Origin of the sequence: Phenylobacterium hankyongense (genome assembly GCF_003254505.1) — a bacterium.
GTDB classification, from domain to species: Bacteria; Pseudomonadota; Alphaproteobacteria; order Caulobacterales; family Caulobacteraceae; genus Phenylobacterium; species Phenylobacterium hankyongense.
The window spans coordinates 882,012-898,683 of the sequence record NZ_QFYP01000001.1; the positions used below are offsets into that span (position 1 = coordinate 882,012).

A 16,672-nucleotide genomic window follows, 5' to 3' on the forward strand; every position below is an offset into this window, starting at 1 on the left:
CCGGGACGGCCGCGCCTCAGCCCTGCTTGGCTTTGAAGCGCGGGTTGGTCTTGTTGATGATGTAGACGACGCCCTTGCGGCGCACGAGCTTGCAGTCGCGGTGACGCGTCTTGAGCGACTTGAGCGAGCTTCTGACCTTCATGACCTTGTCTCGGGCGCGCGGACTGAAAAGCGTCCGGGGGTTCAACAGAGGGGGGGCATATACGGGGCGGGTTGGGCCAAGTCAACGCTTAGGGACATCTCGGCCTTGTGATTGAGAGCGGACTCGACGCTCGTTAGGGTGGCGCGGATGCGTCGTCGATACATTCTGCTCCTGCTTTACGCCCTGGCGGGCTGCGCCACCCCGGCCGGCCGGCCGATCCCGACGCCTGTGGCGCCGAGGCCCAGCGCGCCCGCGCCCGAGCCGCCGGCGGCGGCGGGGCCGATCCGGCCGCCCACCGCGTCCGGGGACATGGTGTTCGACGCCTGGGCGGCGGACTTCTATGGCCGGGCGGTGAAGGCGGGGGTTTCGCCGGCGCTGCTGGACCGCGAACTGGCGGGCCTGACCCCCGATCCGCGGGTCGCCGCCCTCGACACCCGCCAGCCGGAATTCTCCAAGCCGATCTCCGACTACGTCAGGGGCGTGGTCACCGACGGCCGCGCCGCGATCGGCCAGGCCAAGCGCACCGAGGTCCCCCGGCTGGACGGCATCGAGCAGACCTACGGCGTCCCGCGCGAGATCCTGCTGGGCGTCTGGGCGATGGAGAGCGGGTTCGGCGCGATCCAGGGCGACTTCGACGTCATCCGCTCCATGGCCACCCTGGCCGCCCAGGGCCGCCGGCGGCAGTTCGCCGAGGACCAGCTGATCGCCGCCCTGAAGCTGATCGGCTCGGGCGAGGTGACGCGGGCCCAGCTGCGCGGGTCCTGGGCCGGCGCCATGGGCCAGACCCAGTTCATCCCCACCACCTTCGCCTCGACCGCGGTGGACGGCGACGGCGACGGCCGGCGCGACATCTGGGGCTCCAGCGCCGATGCGCTGGCCTCGGCGGCCAACCTGCTGAAGGCCGGCGGCTGGACGCCCGGGCAGGACTGGGCGCGCGAAGTGACCGTGCCCGCCGACTTCGACTTCAGCCAGACCGAGGGCCCGAAGCTGACGCCCGTGCAGTGGGGGGCGATGGGCGTGCGGCGCGCCGACGGCCTGCCGTGGTCGCCGGCCAACCAGGACGTCCCGGCGCAGCTGTCGGCGCCGGCCGGCGCCTCGGGGCCGTTGTTCCTGCTGTTCCCCAACCACTTCGCGATCCGCAAGTACAACAATTCGCTGGCCTATGCGCTGGCCGTGGGCCTGCTGGCCGACCGCTTCTCCGGCCGCGGCGACCTGGTCCGTCCCTGGCCGCAGGAGACCGCGCTGGCGCTGGTGGACCGGATGACCGCCCAGCGGGCGCTGGCGTCCCTGGGCTTCGATCCGGGCGCGCCCGACGGCGTCGTGGGCCTGAACACCCGCACCGCGCTGCGCGCCTGGCAGAAGGCGCGCGGCCTGACCGCCGACGGCTATCTCTCGATGGACATGGTCCAGAAGCTGAAGGCCGAGGCCGGAGCCTCCTAGACACCGCCTTCGTCGCTGCGCTCCAGCGTGGCGATGGCGGTGTCAGCCCGCGTGGCCGGCAGCGGGTCGGCGTTGCGCAGCGCGTTGCTGCGGAAGGCGTAGACCAGCAGGCCCAGCATCAGCGTGGCGTTCAGCAGGAACGGCCCGGCGTGGACGTGCTTGTAGAGGCGCATGAACAGCGGCGCGAGCACCACGTTGACGCCGTTCACCGCCGCGATGGCGCCGGCCACCCGCGCCTGGTCGACGGCCGCCACCGCCAGCGACGAGCCGGCGGTGAACCCCGGCCGCGCGAAGCCGAAGCCCAGGCTGGCCATGGCGTAGCCGGCCACCACCACCGAATAGTCGGGGGCGAAGGCCACCATCAGGTTGCCGACCGCCGCCACCGCCACGCCCCAGCGCAGCAGCTGGCGCGGCGTCATCTCGAACATCCGGATCACGCCCCACTGGGCGAGCAGGCCGGCCACGGCGCCGAACATCATGGCGATGGCGATCGGCCGCTGGGCGTCGAGCGGCGACAGGTGGAGGGTGTCGATGATCAGGAAGCCCAGCGTCTGCTGCTGGGCCGTCTGGCAGCTGGCGACGATGAAGCCGTAGATCAGGAACGGGATCACCCGCGAGTCGCGCCACATCGGCTGCGGCTTCGGACCGCCCTTCGCGGCGGCGGCGCGGGCCAGCGCCGGGTCCGGCCGCGAGGCGCTCTCCGGCAGGAAGCGCCAGACCACGAACAGCATGCCCCCGGCGATCACCGCGAAGCTGAACAGCGGTCCCGCCAGGCCGACGCCGGGGAAGATGAACAACGGCGCGAGGAACGGCCCCAGCACCGTTCCGAGACCGAAGGCGCCGGCCAGGCTGGCCATCGACTGGGTCCTCTGGTCGGGCCCGGTGTGGTCGGCCACATAGGCCTGGGTCGCCGGGTTCGAGGCCGCGCCGAACAGGCCGAAGATCGCCCGCGCCAGCAGGAACAGGGCGAAGATCACCATCGGCGCAGCCAGATGGCGCAGGCCCGCGCTGACCACCGAGCCGCAGGCGATCATCGAGATCATGAAGCCCGAGAGCCCGACCATCATCAGCGGCTTGCGGCCGTAGCGGTCCGAGGCCTTCGCCCAGAACGGCGAGGAGAAGGCCCACAGCAGCGCCGAGAGCGAGAAGATCGCGACCACCATCTCGTCCGGAATGCCCAGGGAGCGGCCAATGGCGGGCAGGACGGAGATCAGCCCGGTGTTGCCGAGCGCGGTGGCGATCGAGACGCCGAAGATGATCGCGAGCGCGCGCTTGGGAAGGCCGCTGGTCGGGACGGCTGCGGAACTGGCCATGATCCGGATTAGGGGTTGGTCCGCACGTCTCGCCAACCCCAAATGCCGCTCACCGCCCATTAAACATTAACCGCGATCCTCCGCTGAACCACCGGGGGCTCTTCTCTTTCATGTTCCAGATTATCGGTCTCGTGCTGCTGTTCGGCCTGGTGTTCGGCAGCTTCATCATCTCCGGCGGCAATATCGGGGTGATCCTGCACGCCCTGCCGCACGAGATGATGGCCATCGGCGGCGCCGGCGTCGCCAGCTTCCTGATCGCCAACTCCATGCCGGTGATCAAGGCCAGCGGCGGCGGCCTCTCGAAGGTGTTCTCGGGGCCGAAGTGGAAGCCCACCGACTACCGCGACCTGCTGGCGCTGCTCTTCCTGCTCACCAAGACCATGAAGTCCAAGGGCGTGATCGCCCTGGAAAGCCACATCGAGAACCCCACCGAGAGCACGATCTTCTCGCGCTTCCCGCGGATCATGAAGGACCACTTCGCCGTGGACTTTATCTGCGACACCCTGCGCATGATGACCATGAACCTGGAGGATCCGCACCAGGTCGAGGACGCCATGGAGAAGCAGCTCGAGAAGCACCACCATGAGGCGCTGGCGCCCGGCCACGCCCTGCAGAGCCTGGCCGACGCCCTGCCGGCGCTGGGCATCGTGGCCGCCGTACTCGGGGTCATCAAGACCATGGGCGCGATCACCGAACCGCCGGAGATCCTCGGCGAGATGATCGGCTCGGCCCTGGTCGGCACCTTCCTGGGCGTCTTCCTGGCCTACGGCATGGTCGGGCCGATGGCGACGCGGATGATGGCGGTGGTCGAGGAGGAAGGCTCCTTCTACCGGATCATCCAGTCGGTGCTGGTCGCCCACCTGCACGGCAACGCCGCGCAGATCTCCGTCGAGATCGGCCGCGGCAGCGTGCCCTCCGGCGCCCAGCCCAGCTTCCTGGAGCTGGAAGAAGCGCTTTCGGCCATCCCCAACGAGGGCTGACCGCCGCCTTTCCGGCTTGGGAAAGGTGAAAAAAGTGATCACGGACGCGTGAATTAAAGCCTTGCCCAGTCGAGCCGGGCCGGCATATTCCTAAGCTGCGCCTGGGGGGCGTCGTCGGCTCTTGCGAGCCGGCTATTCCGTCGCGGGCGCTTTGACACACCGACTAGGGGAACCTGGGATATGAACTCCGAAATGCTCCGCAAGCTGCTCGTCGCCGGCGCCGCCGTCGCCGCGCTTTCCGTCGCCGCCTGCTCCAAGCCGGCTGAAAAGACCGACGCCGCCGCCGCCGACGCCACGACGGCCGCCGCCGCCGCCGACACGGCTCAAAGCGCCGCCGCGACCGCCTCCAACGCCGCCGCCGACGCCTCCAAGGCCGCTGGCGACGCCGCCGCGACCGCCGCTGCTCCGGCCGCTGGCGCCACGACCACCACCACGACCGCAGCTCCGGCCGCTGCGCCCGCCGCAGCCCCGGCCCCGGCCGCGCCCGAGAAGAAGTAAGCTTCTCGACGCAAATGCGTTACGGAGGGCCGCCCCACGGGGCGGCCCTTTTCGTTTGAGGCCCATAGGTCGTTAGACGATCATGAGCGACGCGCCCCCGGTCACCGCGGACAGTCCCCTCGCCTGGAGCGAGGATGGCCAGCCGCGCTCGCGGCTCTATGGCGACGTCTACTTCTCCGCCGTCGACGGCCTGGCCGAGGCGCGGGCGGTGTTCCTGCAGGGCTGCGGCCTGCCCGACGCCTGGCAGGGCCGCCGCCGGTTCGTGGTCGGCGAGCTGGGATTCGGCACCGGCCTGAACATCCTGGCCCTGCTCGACCTCTGGCGCCGCCACCGGCCCGCGGGCGGCCGCCTGCACATCTTCTCCGTCGAAGCCCATCCCATCTCCGCGGCCGAGGCGGCGCGCGCCCTGGCGCACTGGCCGGAGCTCGCCGACCTCGCCGGCCTGCTGGCGCAGCGCTGGCCGGGCCGCGCCCGTGGCGTCCATCGGCTGGAGCTGCCGGAGCTCGACGCCATCCTCGACGTCGCCGTGCTCGAGGTCGAGGCCGCCCTCGAGGGCTGGTCGGGCCAGGCGGACGCCTGGTTCCTCGACGGCTTCGCCCCGGCGCTCAATCCGGCCATGTGGCGCGATGAGGTGCTGGCCCTGGTCGCCGCGCGCTCGGCCCCCGGCGCGCGGGCGGCGACCTTCACCGTGGCCGGGCAGGTGCGGCGGGGCCTCGCCGCCGCCGGCTTCCAGGTGGACAAGCGACCGGGCTTCGGTCGCAAGCGCGAGCGGCTGGAGGCGAGACTCCCGGGTTCGCCCGCCGCGGAGACGGCCGCGCGCCGGGTGGCGATCGTCGGCGCCGGGATCGCCGGCGCCGCCGCGGCCCGCGCCGTTCGCGCCCTCGGCGGCGAGCCGAGGGTGTTCGACCTCGAGGGTCCCGGCGCCGGGGCCTCGGGCAACCCGGCCGCCCTGGTGACGCCGCGCCTGGACGCCGGCCTCGGCCCGCCCGCGCAGCTGTTCGCCCAGGCCTTCGCCCGCGCCGTCGACCTCTACGAACAAGAGCCCGACGCCGTCCTGGCGCGCGGGGTGATGCAGCTGGTCGGGGCCCCGCGCGATTGCGATCGCTTCGCCCGCATCGCCGCCTCCGACCTGTTCGAGCCGGGCGCGCTGGCGATGTTGCCGTCGGCGGCGGTCACCGCCAGCCTGGGCGAGACCGCGCCGGAGGCGCTGGCCCAGACCACCGCCCTGACGGTCGAGCCGCAGCCGCTGCTCGCCGCCTGGGCCGGTGAGGTGCGTCGGGCGCGCGTCGCGGCGATCGTGCGGGACGGCGCGGTCTTCCGGCTGACCGCGGCGGACGGCGCGGAGATCGCCTCGGCCGATGCGGTGATCCTGGCGGCCGGCATGGGCTGCCTGGCGCTCGCCGCGGACCTGCCCCTGCGGCCGGTGCGCGGCCAGGCGAGCTGGGCGCAGGGCGTCGCCAGCCCGCCGGCCGCGGCCTGGGGCGGCTACATGCTGCCCACCCGCGAGGGCGTGCTGTTCGGCGCGACCCACGACCGCGACGACATGGGCGTGGAGGTGCGGGCCGGCGACCACGCCCGCAACCTCGAGACGCTGCGCGCGGTGCTGCCCGGCCTGGCGGACCGGTTGGCCGCAGCGCCGCTCGCCGGCCGGGCCTCGACGCGGGCCACCACCCCGGACCGCCTGCCGATCGCCGGCCCGGCGCCCGGCGCCCCGCAGGGCCTGTTCCTGCTCACCGGATTCGGGTCGCGCGGCTTCTCCCTGGCGCCCCTGCTGGCCGAGCACGTGGCGGCGCTGGCGATGGGCGCGCCGTCGCCGCTGCCGGGGCCGCTGGCGGCGCTGGTGGAGCCCGAACGCTTCCACCGCCGCAGCCTTGCGCGCGGGCGTTCCTGAAAACGCCGGGCGGAGCTATACGGGAGGGCTGGGGGAGTTCTGCAGACAGGAACCTGAGTATGAACATCAAGATCGCCCTGGCCGCGCTTCTGGCGGCGGCCGCTTCCGGCGCCCTCGCGCTGGGGCCGGGCGCCGCCCAGGCCAAGCCGGCGCAGCCGCACCGCGACTGCTTCTGGTCGCGCAGCGTCAACAGCTTCGCAGCCCCCAACGAGAAGGTCGTCAACCTCCGCGTGGGCGTCCACGACGTCTACCAGGCGGAGCTGTTCGGCTCCTGCCCGGACATCGACTGGAACCAGAGCATCGCCCTGGTCTCGCGCGGCTCGTCGTTCATCTGCTCGGGCCTGGACGCCGAAATCGTGACCCATTCGACGATCGGCCCGCAGCGATGCCCGGTGCGCAACATCCGCAAGCTCTCGGCCGCCGAGGTCGCCGCCCTGCCGAGGAACGCCAAGCCTTGAGCCAATAGCCGTGAACGAAAACGGCGCCGCCCGCCGGGGCGACGCCGCCTTTGTTCGTGGATGACCGCCTCAGGCGGACGACCGGCCTAGTAGCTGTACCTCAGCGTCACGCCATAGGTGCGCGGCATGCCCATGAAGGCGTCGTACGAGCCCGTCTGCGCCACCGCGTCGAAGGCCACCTGGTAGTAGACCTTGTCGAACAGGTTCTGGCCCCAGAGCTCGAGTTGCCACTTCTTGTCTGCCGAGGCGATCCCGACCCGGGCGTTCACCAGGGTGAAGCCGGACTGATTCTTCACCGGATCCAGGTTGGAGCCGGTGTTGTAGGACGAGACGTACTTCGCGTTGACCGCAAAGCGGGCGAGCAGGTTGGCGCTGATCGGCCGCTCGTAGGTGGCCGCCAGGGAGGCCGACCAGAGCGGGGCCAGCGATAGCCGCGAACCGGGCAGCCGCTGGTTGCCGGTGGGGACCGCGCCCGGCGCCGCCCGGCCCAGAACGCTGGCCGAGCTCGTCGGGAAGTAGGTTTCCGCGTAGGTCACGCCGCCCTGGGCGGACAGGCCCTCGACCGGCGTGAACCAGACGAAGTCGGCGTCCACGCCCTGGGAGATCACCTTCGGGACCGAGGTCACGTTGAAGACCAGGCCGTTGAAGGTGTTCAACTGGAAGTTCTGGAACTCCTGGTAGAACACGGTGGCGTTGGCCAGCAGCGAGCGATTGAACAGGGTGTTCTTCACGCCCACTTCGTAGGAATCGACCGTCTCCGGCAGGAAGCTGGTGTCCAGCACCGGGGCGGCCGGCTGGCCGGCCACCGTCTGGGTCGGCTGGGCGATCCGGTCGAGGTTGAAGCCGCCGGCCTTGTAGCCCCGCGCATAGGACGCATAGGCCAGCACTTCCGGCGTGAACCGGTAGGCGAGCTTCACGGTGCCGGTGGCCTTGCTCTCGTCCAGGTGCTGCGCGTTCTGGCCGAGCGCCGAGAAGGCCGGGTTCTGGAAGGTGCCGCAGAGCAGGCTGTAGGGCCCGAGCCCCAGCAGGCCGCCGGCCCGCACCAGCGATCCGCTGGCCGGCACCGGGCCGCCGATCGCCTGGGCCCGCGCCAGCGCGGTGGCGCAGCCGATGCCGCCGTCGGTGTTGTTCCAGACCGTCGCGAGGTCCTTCTTCTCCCAGGTGTACCGGGCCCCGACGGTCAGTTCGAGCTGGTCGGTGATCTTGTAGCTGTTGTTGGTGAAGATCGCCGAGCCGCGTTCCTTCTGCTTGTAGGTGTCGTTCTGCCCCTGGCCGGCCACGAAGGTCGAGCCGTTGGCCGGACGGCCGGTGAACAGCGGCAGCTGGCCGGCGAACAGTCCGCTGGCGTACTGCTCGAACTGCGTCCCGTAGACCAGGCGGGTATGCTGGGTGAGCTTCTCATCCGTGAAGAAGGCGCCCACCAGCCAGTTCAGGCGCCCGGTGTCGCCGGCCAGGCGGAATTCCTGGCTGAGCTGCTTGAACTCCACCGACGGCGGGTTGGGCATGTTGACCTGCGGCGAGTAGAGCACGTCCACCAACGTCGCGTCGGTGTCGGTGCCGCCCGTCTGCTTCCAGTCGCGCACGGCGGTGATCGAGGTGAGCGTCGCCCCGCCGAGCCAGTCGGTCTTCCAGTCGGCCTGGACCGAGACGCCCTTGTCGGTGACGAGCTTCAGGTCGTCGTGCGTGCCGTAGACGACGAAGTCCCCGGCGCGCGGCGGATTGGCGATGGCGCCCGGGACGATGGAGTTGAGGACCGCCGTCGGGCCGGCCGCATTGGCGATCTGGACCGCGCCGCAGCAATGCTCGTTGCGCTTGGTGTAGTCGGCGATGACGTTGACCTCGAGGCCTTCCGTCGGGCGGAACAGCAACTGGCCGCGGGCCGTGTAGAAGTTCATGTCGTTGGTCGTGCCGACACCGGGCACGTCGTAGTAGCCGTCCCGCGAGCGACCGGCGAGGAACAGCCGGCCGGCGACCTTGTCCTCCACGATCGGACCGGTCAGCGAAAGCGCAGCCCCGAAGCCGTTGTAGTTGCTGACCGTCGCCTCGCTGTTCGCGCCGAAGGTGAACTCCGGCCGCTTGGTGAGGATGTTGATCACGCCGGCCGAGGTGTTCTTGCCGAACAGGGTGCCTTGCGGGCCCTTGAGCACCTCGATCCGCTCCAGATCGCCGAGGTCGCCGAAGGCCACGCCGGTGCGGGGCCGGTATACGCCGTCGATCACCACGCCGACGGAGGATTCCAGGCCGACGTTGTCGCCGACGGTGCCGATGCCGCGGATGCGGGCGCTGGTGATGGCGTTGCTGCTGGTGGTGGTCACCGTCAGGCCGGGGGTCACGACGGTCAGGTCCTTGATGTCCCTGACGCCGGCGTCCTGCAGTTGCTGGGCGTTGACCGCGGTGACGACGATCGGGACGTCCTGCAGGTTCTGGGTGCGCTTCTGCGCGGTCACCACCAGTTCGTCGATGGTCCGCGGTCTTGCGGTGGCCTCATCCGCCGTTTGCGCCGACGCCGAACCGGCGGCCGCAAGACCAAGCATCGCGGCCAAAATGGAGCCGCCGCAAAAGTATCTGCTCTTCAACATCAAATTTTCCTCCCCTCACCGCGTGTCCCGTCTGTGCTGCGGGCTTTCGGCGCGTGAGTGGGGAGAGCATCCGTCGGTCGATTTGCGCAGGCCAGAGGTTTCACCACCGGCCATGACCGCAGGATCTCCGGCTCAGCTTGCGGCTTGACGCCGCGTCGTCCGACACCGACCCGCCATCGACATACCGTCTATTCGATGAATCTCCCTCGCTGGCGGCCGCGGGTCGCGGACCACAGGTGAAGGGTCATCAAGCCGTCGCTCCGTCGCGGCCCGGGCCATACCGGGCGTTCGACTTGTTGCCGGACTGCATCCGTGTTGCGGAAAAGACGCAGGACACGGCAAAAACAGGGCGAGGAGCCGCCGGCCGGCGAACAGGGGAACGGCGGCGATCCGAAGCCGCGGCCGAGCAACAAGGCCCGGGCCGAGTCGCGCCGGACCAGCTCCGCTGTGGGATTTCGCCGCGAGGCTGTGCTAGGCGTCCGGCCCCATGATCCTCACTCTCGCCTGCCCGGACCGCACCGGCATCGTCGCCCGCGTCTCGACCCTGCTGTTCGAGCGCGGCGCCAACATCCTCGACGCGCAGCAATACGACGACGAGGAGACCGGCCGCTTCTTCATGCGGGTGGTGTTCGACCCCCGCGAGGGCGACCTGGACGCCCTGCGCGCCGCCTTCGCCGAGCTGGCCGCGCCGCTGGCCATGGACTGGAGCCTGCGGGATTCGAAGACGCGGCGGCGGGTGATGATCCTGGCCTCCCAGACCGACCACTGCCTGGCCGACCTGATCTGGCGCTGGCGGCAGGGCGAGCTGCCGATGGACATCTCGGCGGTGGTCTCCAACCACCCGGAGAGCACCTTCCCGCACACCGACCTGAAGGGCATCGCCTTCCATCACCTGCCGGTGAGCGCGCAGACCAAGCCGGCGCAGGAAGCTGCGCTCTGGCGCCTCATCGAGGAGACGCGCACCGACCTGGTGGTCCTCGCCCGCTACATGCAGGTGCTGTCCGACGACCTCTCCACCAAGCTGGCGGGGCGCTGCATCAACATCCACCATTCCTTCCTGCCGGGATTCAAGGGCGCGCGGCCCTACCACCAGGCGCATGCGCGCGGGGTGAAGGTGATCGGCGCCACCGCCCACTTCGTCACCCCCGACCTCGACGAGGGGCCGATCATCGAGCAGGACGTGGAGCGCATCAGCCACCGCGACCGGCCGCGCGACCTGGTCCGCAAGGGCCGCGACATCGAACGCCGCGTGCTCGCCCGCGCGGTGCGCTGGACGCTGGAGGACCGGGTGCTGCTGAACGGCCGCAAGACCGTGGTCTTCACCGACTAGGGCGGTAGTTCAGCTCCACGCGCACGCCGTTGGGGTCCTGCAGGAAGGCCTGGCGGATCGCGGTGCCGGGCACCGTCACCGCGCGGTAGGCCACCCCGTGCTGCTCCAGACGCGCGACCATGGCCTCGAAGTCGGAGATCTCGAACGCGAAGTGGTTCAGCGCGGTGGCGTCGGTCCCGGCCACCGGCCCGTCGGCCTGCTGCAGGTGCACGACGGCGCGCCCGCCGGCGTAGAGCCAGTGACCCTCGAACGGGAAATTCGGCCGCTCGCCCTCGGTCAGCCCCAGCACCTCGACGAAGAAGTCGCGGGTCTCCCGCAGCTTCTGGCTGGCGATGTTGATGTGGTCGACGGTGCGGATGGACATGGCGCGCCTCGCTTAGCTTCGCGCCCTTCTACATCAGGACCGGCCGTGAGGCGGAACCGAACTCATCGGCTTCGGGGAATGGTGGACGCGACAGGGATCGAACCTGTGACCCCCTCGATGTCAACGAGGTGCTCTCCCGCTGAGCTACGCGTCCGTACCAAGTCTCCCGGGCGGGCCCAGGAGCGGGAAGGCGGGGATATAACGGCGCGACGGAGGGCGCGCAAGCAGCCGTCTCAGGCTGCGATCATCCGATCCACTTCGTTGACGATCTCGCGCAGGTGGATCGGCTTGGACAGCACCTTGGCGCCGGGAGGCGCGGCCTCGCCGGCGGCCAGGGCCACGGCGGCGAATCCGGTGATGAACATGATCCGCAGGCCTGGATGGCGCGCGGCCGCCTGGCGGGCCACCTCGATCCCGTCGAGGCCGGGCATGACGATGTCGGTGAGCAGCAGGTCCCAGTCCTGGTCGAGGACCGCGGCGGCCTCGTCGCCGTCGGCGCAGGCGGTGACGTCATAGCCGGCGCGCTCCAGCGCACGGGCCAGGAAGCCTCGCAGCGAATCGTCGTCTTCGGCGAGGAGGATGCGGGGCATGCGGGCGGGATCGGTCTGGCTGGTCATGTGATTTCTCAACACTGACCATAACGGCGCATACGTAAAGGCGCGATGAACCCTTTGACCGCTTCGGGCGCTCGGCGTTCAATGCAACAGATGAACGCCTGGGAGCCCATAGCCGCCGAGGAGCCGCCCGCGCGTCCCGCGGCCTTCGACGTGCGCCGCGCCGCGGCGGAGGGCCGCCCGCCGCCGACCCCGCTGGTGTTCGCCTCGCCGCACTCCGGCCGCTTCTATCCCGCCGACATGATGGCCGCCGCCGCGCTCGACACCCTGGCCATCCGGCGCTCCGAGGACGCCCTGGTCGACGACCTGATCGAGGCCGCGCCGCGGCTGGGCGCGGCGACGATCACCGCCGGCTTCGCCCGCGCCTACATCGACCTCAACCGCGAAGCCTTCGAGTTGGACCCCGGCATGTTCGCCGACGAGCTGCCGGAATTCGCCCGCGCCCGCACCGCGCGGGTCGCGGCCGGACTGGGGGCGATCGCCCGGGTGGTCTCCGAGGGCCAGGAGATCTACGCCCGCAAGCTGACCTTCGCCGAGGCGCGCAACCGGATCGAGGGGACCCACCGCCCCTACCACGCAGCCCTGGCGCGGCTGATCGGCGAGGCGCACGCCGCCCACGGCTTCGCCATCCTGGTCGACTGGCACTCCATGCCGGCGGCGGCGGCGCGGGCCGGCGGCCGCGACCGGCCCTGCGACATCGTGCTCGGCGACCGTTTCGGCGCCGCCTGCGCGGGGCTGGTGCCCAGCCGCGTCGAGCGCGAGCTGGAAGGCCTGGGCTATCGGGTGGCGCGCAACACCCCCTACGCCGGCGGCTACACCACCGAGCACTACGGCCGCCCCTCGCGGCGCACCCACGCCCTGCAGATCGAGATCAACCGGGCGCTCTACCTGGATGAGGCCACCCTGGCCCCGACCGCCGGTTTCGACCGGCTGAAGGAGCATATGGAGCGGCTGACCCGGGCGCTGGCGGCCGCCGACTGGAGCGCGCTGCGCGCCAATTGAGCGCCGCAGATCTCGATCTGGGGCCCCGGCCAAAAAAAAGCCGCGCCCGAAGGCGCGGCAGTTCATTAGGGAGGAAACGCCCAGGAAGGGCAGAGACGTCAGCGACGCCTCAGAGCTCATATATACGGTGCAGCGCACAATTCGGCAAGGCCAAACCGGCGAGATTCTTTGCTTTTGTTGGCGAGTTTCGCAAAACGCGAGGACTCTCAAGGGCTTGCAAAAGGCTCCGATCAGACCATATAGGTTGCAGCGCACAACGGCGGCCGCGCTCGCACCCTGGGGGCCCGCCTGGGTCGCGAGGTCGCGCTGACGAACTCCGCTGGCGGCGAAGCCTCTCCTCGCCTACAAGCGCGCCTTCCTCACGATCCGAGATCCCGTTTCTATGTCGCTCCGCAACATCGCCATCATCGCCCACGTCGACCACGGCAAGACCACGCTCGTCGACCAGCTGCTCGCCCAGTCCGGCGTCTTCCGAGCCAACGAGGCGACGGTCGAGCGCGCCATGGACTCCAACGACCAGGAGCGCGAACGCGGGATCACCATCCTGGCCAAGTGCACCAGCGTGCTGTGGCACGGCGAGGCCGGCGAGACGCGGATCAACATCATCGACACCCCCGGCCACGCCGACTTCGGCGGCGAGGTCGAGCGGATCCTAGGCATGGTGGACGGCTGCGTGCTGCTGGTGGACGCCGAGGAAGGCGTCATGCCGCAGACCAAGTTCGTGCTCGGCAAGGCGCTGAAGATGGGCCTGCGGCCGATCGTCTGCCTGAACAAGGTCGACCGCGCCCACGCCGATCCCGACCGGGTGCTGAACGACGCCTTCGACCTGTTCGCCGCCATGGGCGCCACCGACGAGCAGCTCGACTTCCCGCACATCTACGCCTCGGGCAAGAACGGCTGGGCGACGCTGGACATGTCTAAGCCGTCGGAGACGCTGGCCCCGCTGTTCGACCTGATCGTCAAGCACGTGCCCGAGCCCAAGGCCGTGGCGCGCAAGGACGAGCCGTTCCAGATCCTGTCGGTGCTGATCGAGAACGACCCCTTCCTCGGCCGCCTGCTGACCGGCCGCATCGAATCCGGCAAGGCGACGCCCGGCCTGGCGATCCACGCCCTGGGCATCGACGGCCAGGAGGTCGAGCGCGGCCGCATCACCAAGGTGCTGGCCTTCCGCGGCCTGAAGCGCCAGCCGATCGAGGACGCCGAAGCCGGCGACATCGTCGCCATCGCCGGCCTCTCCAAGGCCACCGTCGCCGACACCCTGTGCGCCCTGGACGTCACCGAGGCCCTCCCCGCCCAGCCGATCGATCCGCCGACCATCTCGATGACCGTCTCGGTCAACGACAGCCCGCTGGCCGGCCGCGAAGGCGACAAGGTGCAGAGCCGGGTGATCCGCGATCGCCTGCTGAAGGAAGCCCAGTCCAACGTCGCCATCCGGGTCAGCGAGACGCCCGACAAGGACGCCTACGAGGTCGCCGGCCGCGGCGAACTGCAGCTGGGCGTGCTGATCGAGGGCATGCGCCGCGAGGGCTTCGAGCTGTCCATCAGCCGCCCGCGCGTGGTGTTCCAGACCGATCCGGAGACCGGCGAGCGCCTGGAGCCGATCGAAGACGTGATGATCGACGTCGACGACGAATACACCGGCATCGTCATCGAGAAGCTGTCGGCCCGCAAAGCCGAGCTGAAGGACATGGGCCCGTCGGGCGCCGGCAAGACCCGCATCAGCCTGATGTCGCCGTCGCGCTCGCTGATCGGCTACCAGGGCGAGTTCCTGACCGACACCCGCGGCTCCGGCGTGCTGAACCGGGTGTTCAGCCACTATGAGCCCTACAAGGGCGCCATCGACGCCGGCCGCAAGGGCGTGCTGGTCTCCAACTCCGAAGGCGAGACCGCGGCCTTCGCCCTGTGGAACCTCGAGGATCGGGGCACCATGTTCGTGGGCGGCGGCGAGAAGACCTACCAGGGCATGATCATCGGCGAGAATTCCCGACAGGACGACCTCGACGTCAACCCGATGAAGGCCAAGCAGCTGACCAACGTCCGCGCCTCCGGCAAGGACGAAGCCATCCGCCTGACCCCGCCGCGCCGCCCGACCCTCGAGCAGGCTATCGCCTACATCGACGAAGACGAGCTGGTGGAAGTGACGCCGAAGTCGATCCGCTTGCGCAAGAAGGTGCTCAACCCCTCCTTCCGCAAGAAGCGCGTCAAGGACGAGTAGGCCTCCCCCGCGGGGAGGAGCGCTTAGAGCCTCAGCTCCATCCAGGTGTCGCAGCGGGCGTACGGCGTCTCGCTGGGCGCCAGGTCCTTGAAGCCCATGGTCCGGTAGAGCGCCAGCGCCGGCGCCAGGCCGGAGTTGGTCTCCAGGTAGAGCCTCGGCGCGCCGTCCGCCGCGGCGGCGTCGATGCAGCGCTGCATCAGCCGCCGGCCGAGGCCCGACCCGCGCAGGGTCTCCGACACCGTCATCTTGGCGACCTCATAGCCGCCGTCGGCCATGCGGATCATCGCCACGCAGCCCACCGGCTGTCCGCCCGCCAGGGCCATGAACACCTTGCCGCCCTGGGCGATGATCTTGCCCTGCGGATCCTCCAGCACCTCCCGGTCCTTCGCCTCGATGGCGAAGTACTTGGCGATCCACGCCTCGTTCAGCGCCTTGAAGGCGGCGGCGTGTTCGGGGCGGTACTCGACGATCTCCATGGACGCACGCCTTACAGAATGATCTTCAGGGGGCAAATCCTGCAGTCAAAAGCCCCTCCATGGCCAACCCGATTTTCTCCAGCCTGCCCACCACCATCTTCGAGGAGATGTCGGGCCTCGCCCGCACCCTCGGCGCGGTGAACCTGGGCCAGGGCTTCCCTGACGATCCCGGCCCGGAGAGCGTCCGCGCCAAGGCCGCCGAGGCGGTGTTGAACGGCTACAACCAGTACCCGCCGATGGCCGGCCTGCCGGAGCTGCGCCAGGCGGTGGCCGGCCACTACGCGCGCACCCAGGGCCTCGACCTCGACTGGGCGAGCGAAGTCACCGTCACCTCCGGCGCCACCGAAGCCCTGGCGGCGGCCTTCTTCGGCCTGATCGAGCCCGGCGACGAGGTGATCGTCTTCCAGCCGGTCTATGACGCCTACCTGCCGCTGATCCGCCGGGCCGGCGGCGTCCCGAAGCTGGTGCGGCTGCAGCCGCCCAACTGGCGGTTCGACCGCGCCCTGCTGGAGGCGGCCTTCACCGAGCGCACCCGGCTGGTGGTTCTGAACAACCCGGTCAACCCCACCGGCGTGGTGCTGCCGAGCGAGGACCTGGCCCTGCTGGCCGAGTTCTGCGTCGCCCACGACGCCATCGCCGTCTGCGACGAGGTCTGGGAGCAGGTGGTGTTCGGCGCCGCCGTCCACCGGCCGCTGATCGCCTTTCCCGGCATGCGCGAGCGCACGGTGAAGATCGGCTCGGCCGGCAAGATGTTCGGCCTGACCGGCTGGAAGGTGGGCTTCCTCTGCGCGGCGCCGGACCTCACCCACGCCCTGGCCCGCGCCCACCAGTTCCTGACTTTCACCACCCCGCCGAACCTGCAGAGCGCCGTGGCCTTCGGGCTGGAGACCGGCGCCGACTGGTTCGCCCGGATGCCGCGCGGGCTGGAACGCTCCCGCGACCGGCTGACCGAGGGGCTGAGGCGCGAGGGCTTCGCGGTCCTGCCCTCGCAGGGCACCTATTTCCTCAACGTCGACCTGCCGGCCTCCGGCGTCGAGGCCGGCGACCGCGACTTCTGCCTGCGCGCGGTGAAGGAGGCCGGCGTCGCCGCCATCCCGGTCTCCGCCCTCTACGAGGCGGACGCGGTCACCACCATCGTGCGCCTTTGCTTCTCCAAGCACGACGAGACCCTCGACGCCGGGATCGAACGGCTGGCCAAGGCGCGGGAGATCCTTCGGGGACGCTAGCGCGCGGGCCTGTCGGATGAGGGGCCGCGCTCCCCTCCCCCTGTCATCCCCGCGAAAGCGCGGACCCAGGATTTTTCCTTTTGGCGGGAAGCGGCGCAGGGCGGCGAACCGTCCCGGCCGACACAAAAACACCTGGGTCCCCGC

The 16,672-nt window shown here is 70.4% G+C and carries 15 protein-coding genes and 1 tRNA gene; 9 read left to right on the plus strand and 7 right to left on the minus strand.

Annotated features, from left to right (window positions below; translation table 11 throughout):
- Positions 1-16: 16 nt before the first annotated feature.
- Complete coding sequence (gene ykgO, locus DJ021_RS04230; RefSeq protein WP_111456358.1) at positions 17-142, minus strand: type B 50S ribosomal protein L36; 126 nt, start codon at positions 140-142, stop codon at positions 17-19.
- 147 nt (positions 143-289) lie between these two features.
- Between ykgO and DJ021_RS04235 the strand changes: the two genes are divergently transcribed.
- Positions 290-1,582, plus strand: coding sequence for a lytic murein transglycosylase (locus DJ021_RS04235; RefSeq protein WP_111456359.1), 1,293 nt, complete (start codon positions 290-292; stop codon positions 1,580-1,582).
- Here the strand turns inward: DJ021_RS04235 and DJ021_RS04240 are convergent.
- On the minus strand, positions 1,579-2,895 hold the full coding sequence (locus DJ021_RS04240) for an MFS transporter (RefSeq protein WP_111456360.1): 1,317 nt from the start codon (positions 2,893-2,895) through the stop codon (positions 1,579-1,581). The genes DJ021_RS04235 and DJ021_RS04240 overlap by 4 nt on opposite strands.
- A gap of 110 nt (positions 2,896-3,005) precedes the next feature.
- Here DJ021_RS04240 and motA point away from each other — a divergent pair, with 110 nt between their 5' ends.
- The 4 genes from motA to DJ021_RS04260 all read left to right on the plus strand — a co-directional run bounded on the left by motA (position 3,006) and on the right by DJ021_RS04260 (position 6,722).
- Positions 3,006-3,875: a flagellar motor stator protein MotA gene (motA, locus tag DJ021_RS04245; protein WP_111456361.1), complete on the plus strand. Its 870-nt coding sequence runs from the start codon at positions 3,006-3,008 to the stop codon at positions 3,873-3,875.
- Positions 3,876-4,067: 192 nt separating this feature from the next.
- Entirely contained in the window at positions 4,068-4,373 is a 306-nt protein-coding gene (locus DJ021_RS04250; RefSeq protein ID WP_243625906.1) for a hypothetical protein, read from the plus strand.
- Between the two features lie 82 nt (positions 4,374-4,455).
- Positions 4,456-6,264 carry a tRNA (5-methylaminomethyl-2-thiouridine)(34)-methyltransferase MnmC2 gene (mnmC2, locus tag DJ021_RS04255; protein WP_111456363.1) on the plus strand — a complete coding sequence of 603 codons (1,809 nt, stop codon included), beginning with the start codon at positions 4,456-4,458 and terminating at the stop codon, positions 6,262-6,264.
- 59 nt (positions 6,265-6,323) lie between these two features.
- Positions 6,324-6,722 carry a DUF6491 family protein gene (locus DJ021_RS04260; RefSeq protein ID WP_111456364.1) on the plus strand — a complete coding sequence of 133 codons (399 nt, stop codon included), beginning with the start codon at positions 6,324-6,326 and terminating at the stop codon, positions 6,720-6,722.
- Positions 6,723-6,808: 86 nt separating this feature from the next.
- Here the strand turns inward: DJ021_RS04260 and DJ021_RS04265 are convergent, their stop codons facing one another.
- Positions 6,809-9,169, minus strand: a complete 2,361-nt coding sequence (locus DJ021_RS04265; RefSeq protein ID WP_243625907.1) for a TonB-dependent receptor — start codon at positions 9,167-9,169, stop codon at positions 6,809-6,811.
- Between the two features lie 619 nt (positions 9,170-9,788).
- Here DJ021_RS04265 and purU point away from each other — a divergent pair.
- Positions 9,789-10,631 carry a formyltetrahydrofolate deformylase gene (purU, locus tag DJ021_RS04270; RefSeq protein ID WP_111456366.1) on the plus strand — a complete coding sequence of 281 codons (843 nt, stop codon included), beginning with the start codon at positions 9,789-9,791 and terminating at the stop codon, positions 10,629-10,631.
- On the opposite strand, the gene DJ021_RS04275 is transcribed toward purU, so the two are convergent.
- From DJ021_RS04275 to cpdR, 3 genes are all read right to left on the minus strand, one after another.
- Positions 10,621-10,995 carry a VOC family protein gene (locus tag DJ021_RS04275; RefSeq protein ID WP_111456367.1) on the minus strand — a complete coding sequence of 125 codons (375 nt, stop codon included), beginning with the start codon at positions 10,993-10,995 and terminating at the stop codon, positions 10,621-10,623. The two genes, purU and DJ021_RS04275, sit on opposite strands and share 11 nt — an antisense overlap.
- Before the next feature lie 79 nt (positions 10,996-11,074).
- Positions 11,075-11,149, minus strand: a tRNA-Val gene (locus tag DJ021_RS04280).
- A 79-nt stretch (positions 11,150-11,228) separates the two neighbouring features.
- The gene (gene cpdR / locus DJ021_RS04285; protein ID WP_111458968.1) at positions 11,229-11,585 is read right to left on the minus strand and encodes a cell cycle two-component system response regulator CpdR; all 357 of its coding nucleotides are present in this window, start codon (positions 11,583-11,585) and stop codon (positions 11,229-11,231) included.
- Between the two features lie 117 nt (positions 11,586-11,702).
- Between cpdR and DJ021_RS04290 the strand changes: the two genes are divergently transcribed.
- Together DJ021_RS04290 and typA are read left to right on the plus strand one after the other, a co-directional pair.
- Positions 11,703-12,611: an N-formylglutamate amidohydrolase gene (locus DJ021_RS04290; RefSeq protein ID WP_111458969.1), complete on the plus strand. Its 909-nt coding sequence runs from the start codon at positions 11,703-11,705 to the stop codon at positions 12,609-12,611.
- Positions 12,612-12,993: 382 nt separating this feature from the next.
- A complete protein-coding gene (typA, locus tag DJ021_RS04295) occupies positions 12,994-14,826 on the plus strand; it encodes a translational GTPase TypA (protein WP_111456368.1) in 1,833 nt (610 codons plus the stop codon).
- Positions 14,827-14,849: 23 nt separating this feature from the next.
- Here the strand turns inward: typA and DJ021_RS04300 are convergent, their stop codons facing one another.
- Positions 14,850-15,302 (minus strand): GNAT family N-acetyltransferase, encoded by a 453-nt coding sequence (locus DJ021_RS04300; RefSeq protein WP_111456369.1) that lies wholly within the window; start codon positions 15,300-15,302, stop codon positions 14,850-14,852.
- Positions 15,303-15,361: 59 nt separating this feature from the next.
- Here DJ021_RS04300 and DJ021_RS04305 point away from each other — a divergent pair, with 59 nt between their 5' ends.
- A complete protein-coding gene (locus DJ021_RS04305) occupies positions 15,362-16,528 on the plus strand; it encodes an aminotransferase (protein WP_111456370.1) in 1,167 nt (388 codons plus the stop codon).
- Positions 16,529-16,672: the final 144 nt, after the last annotated feature.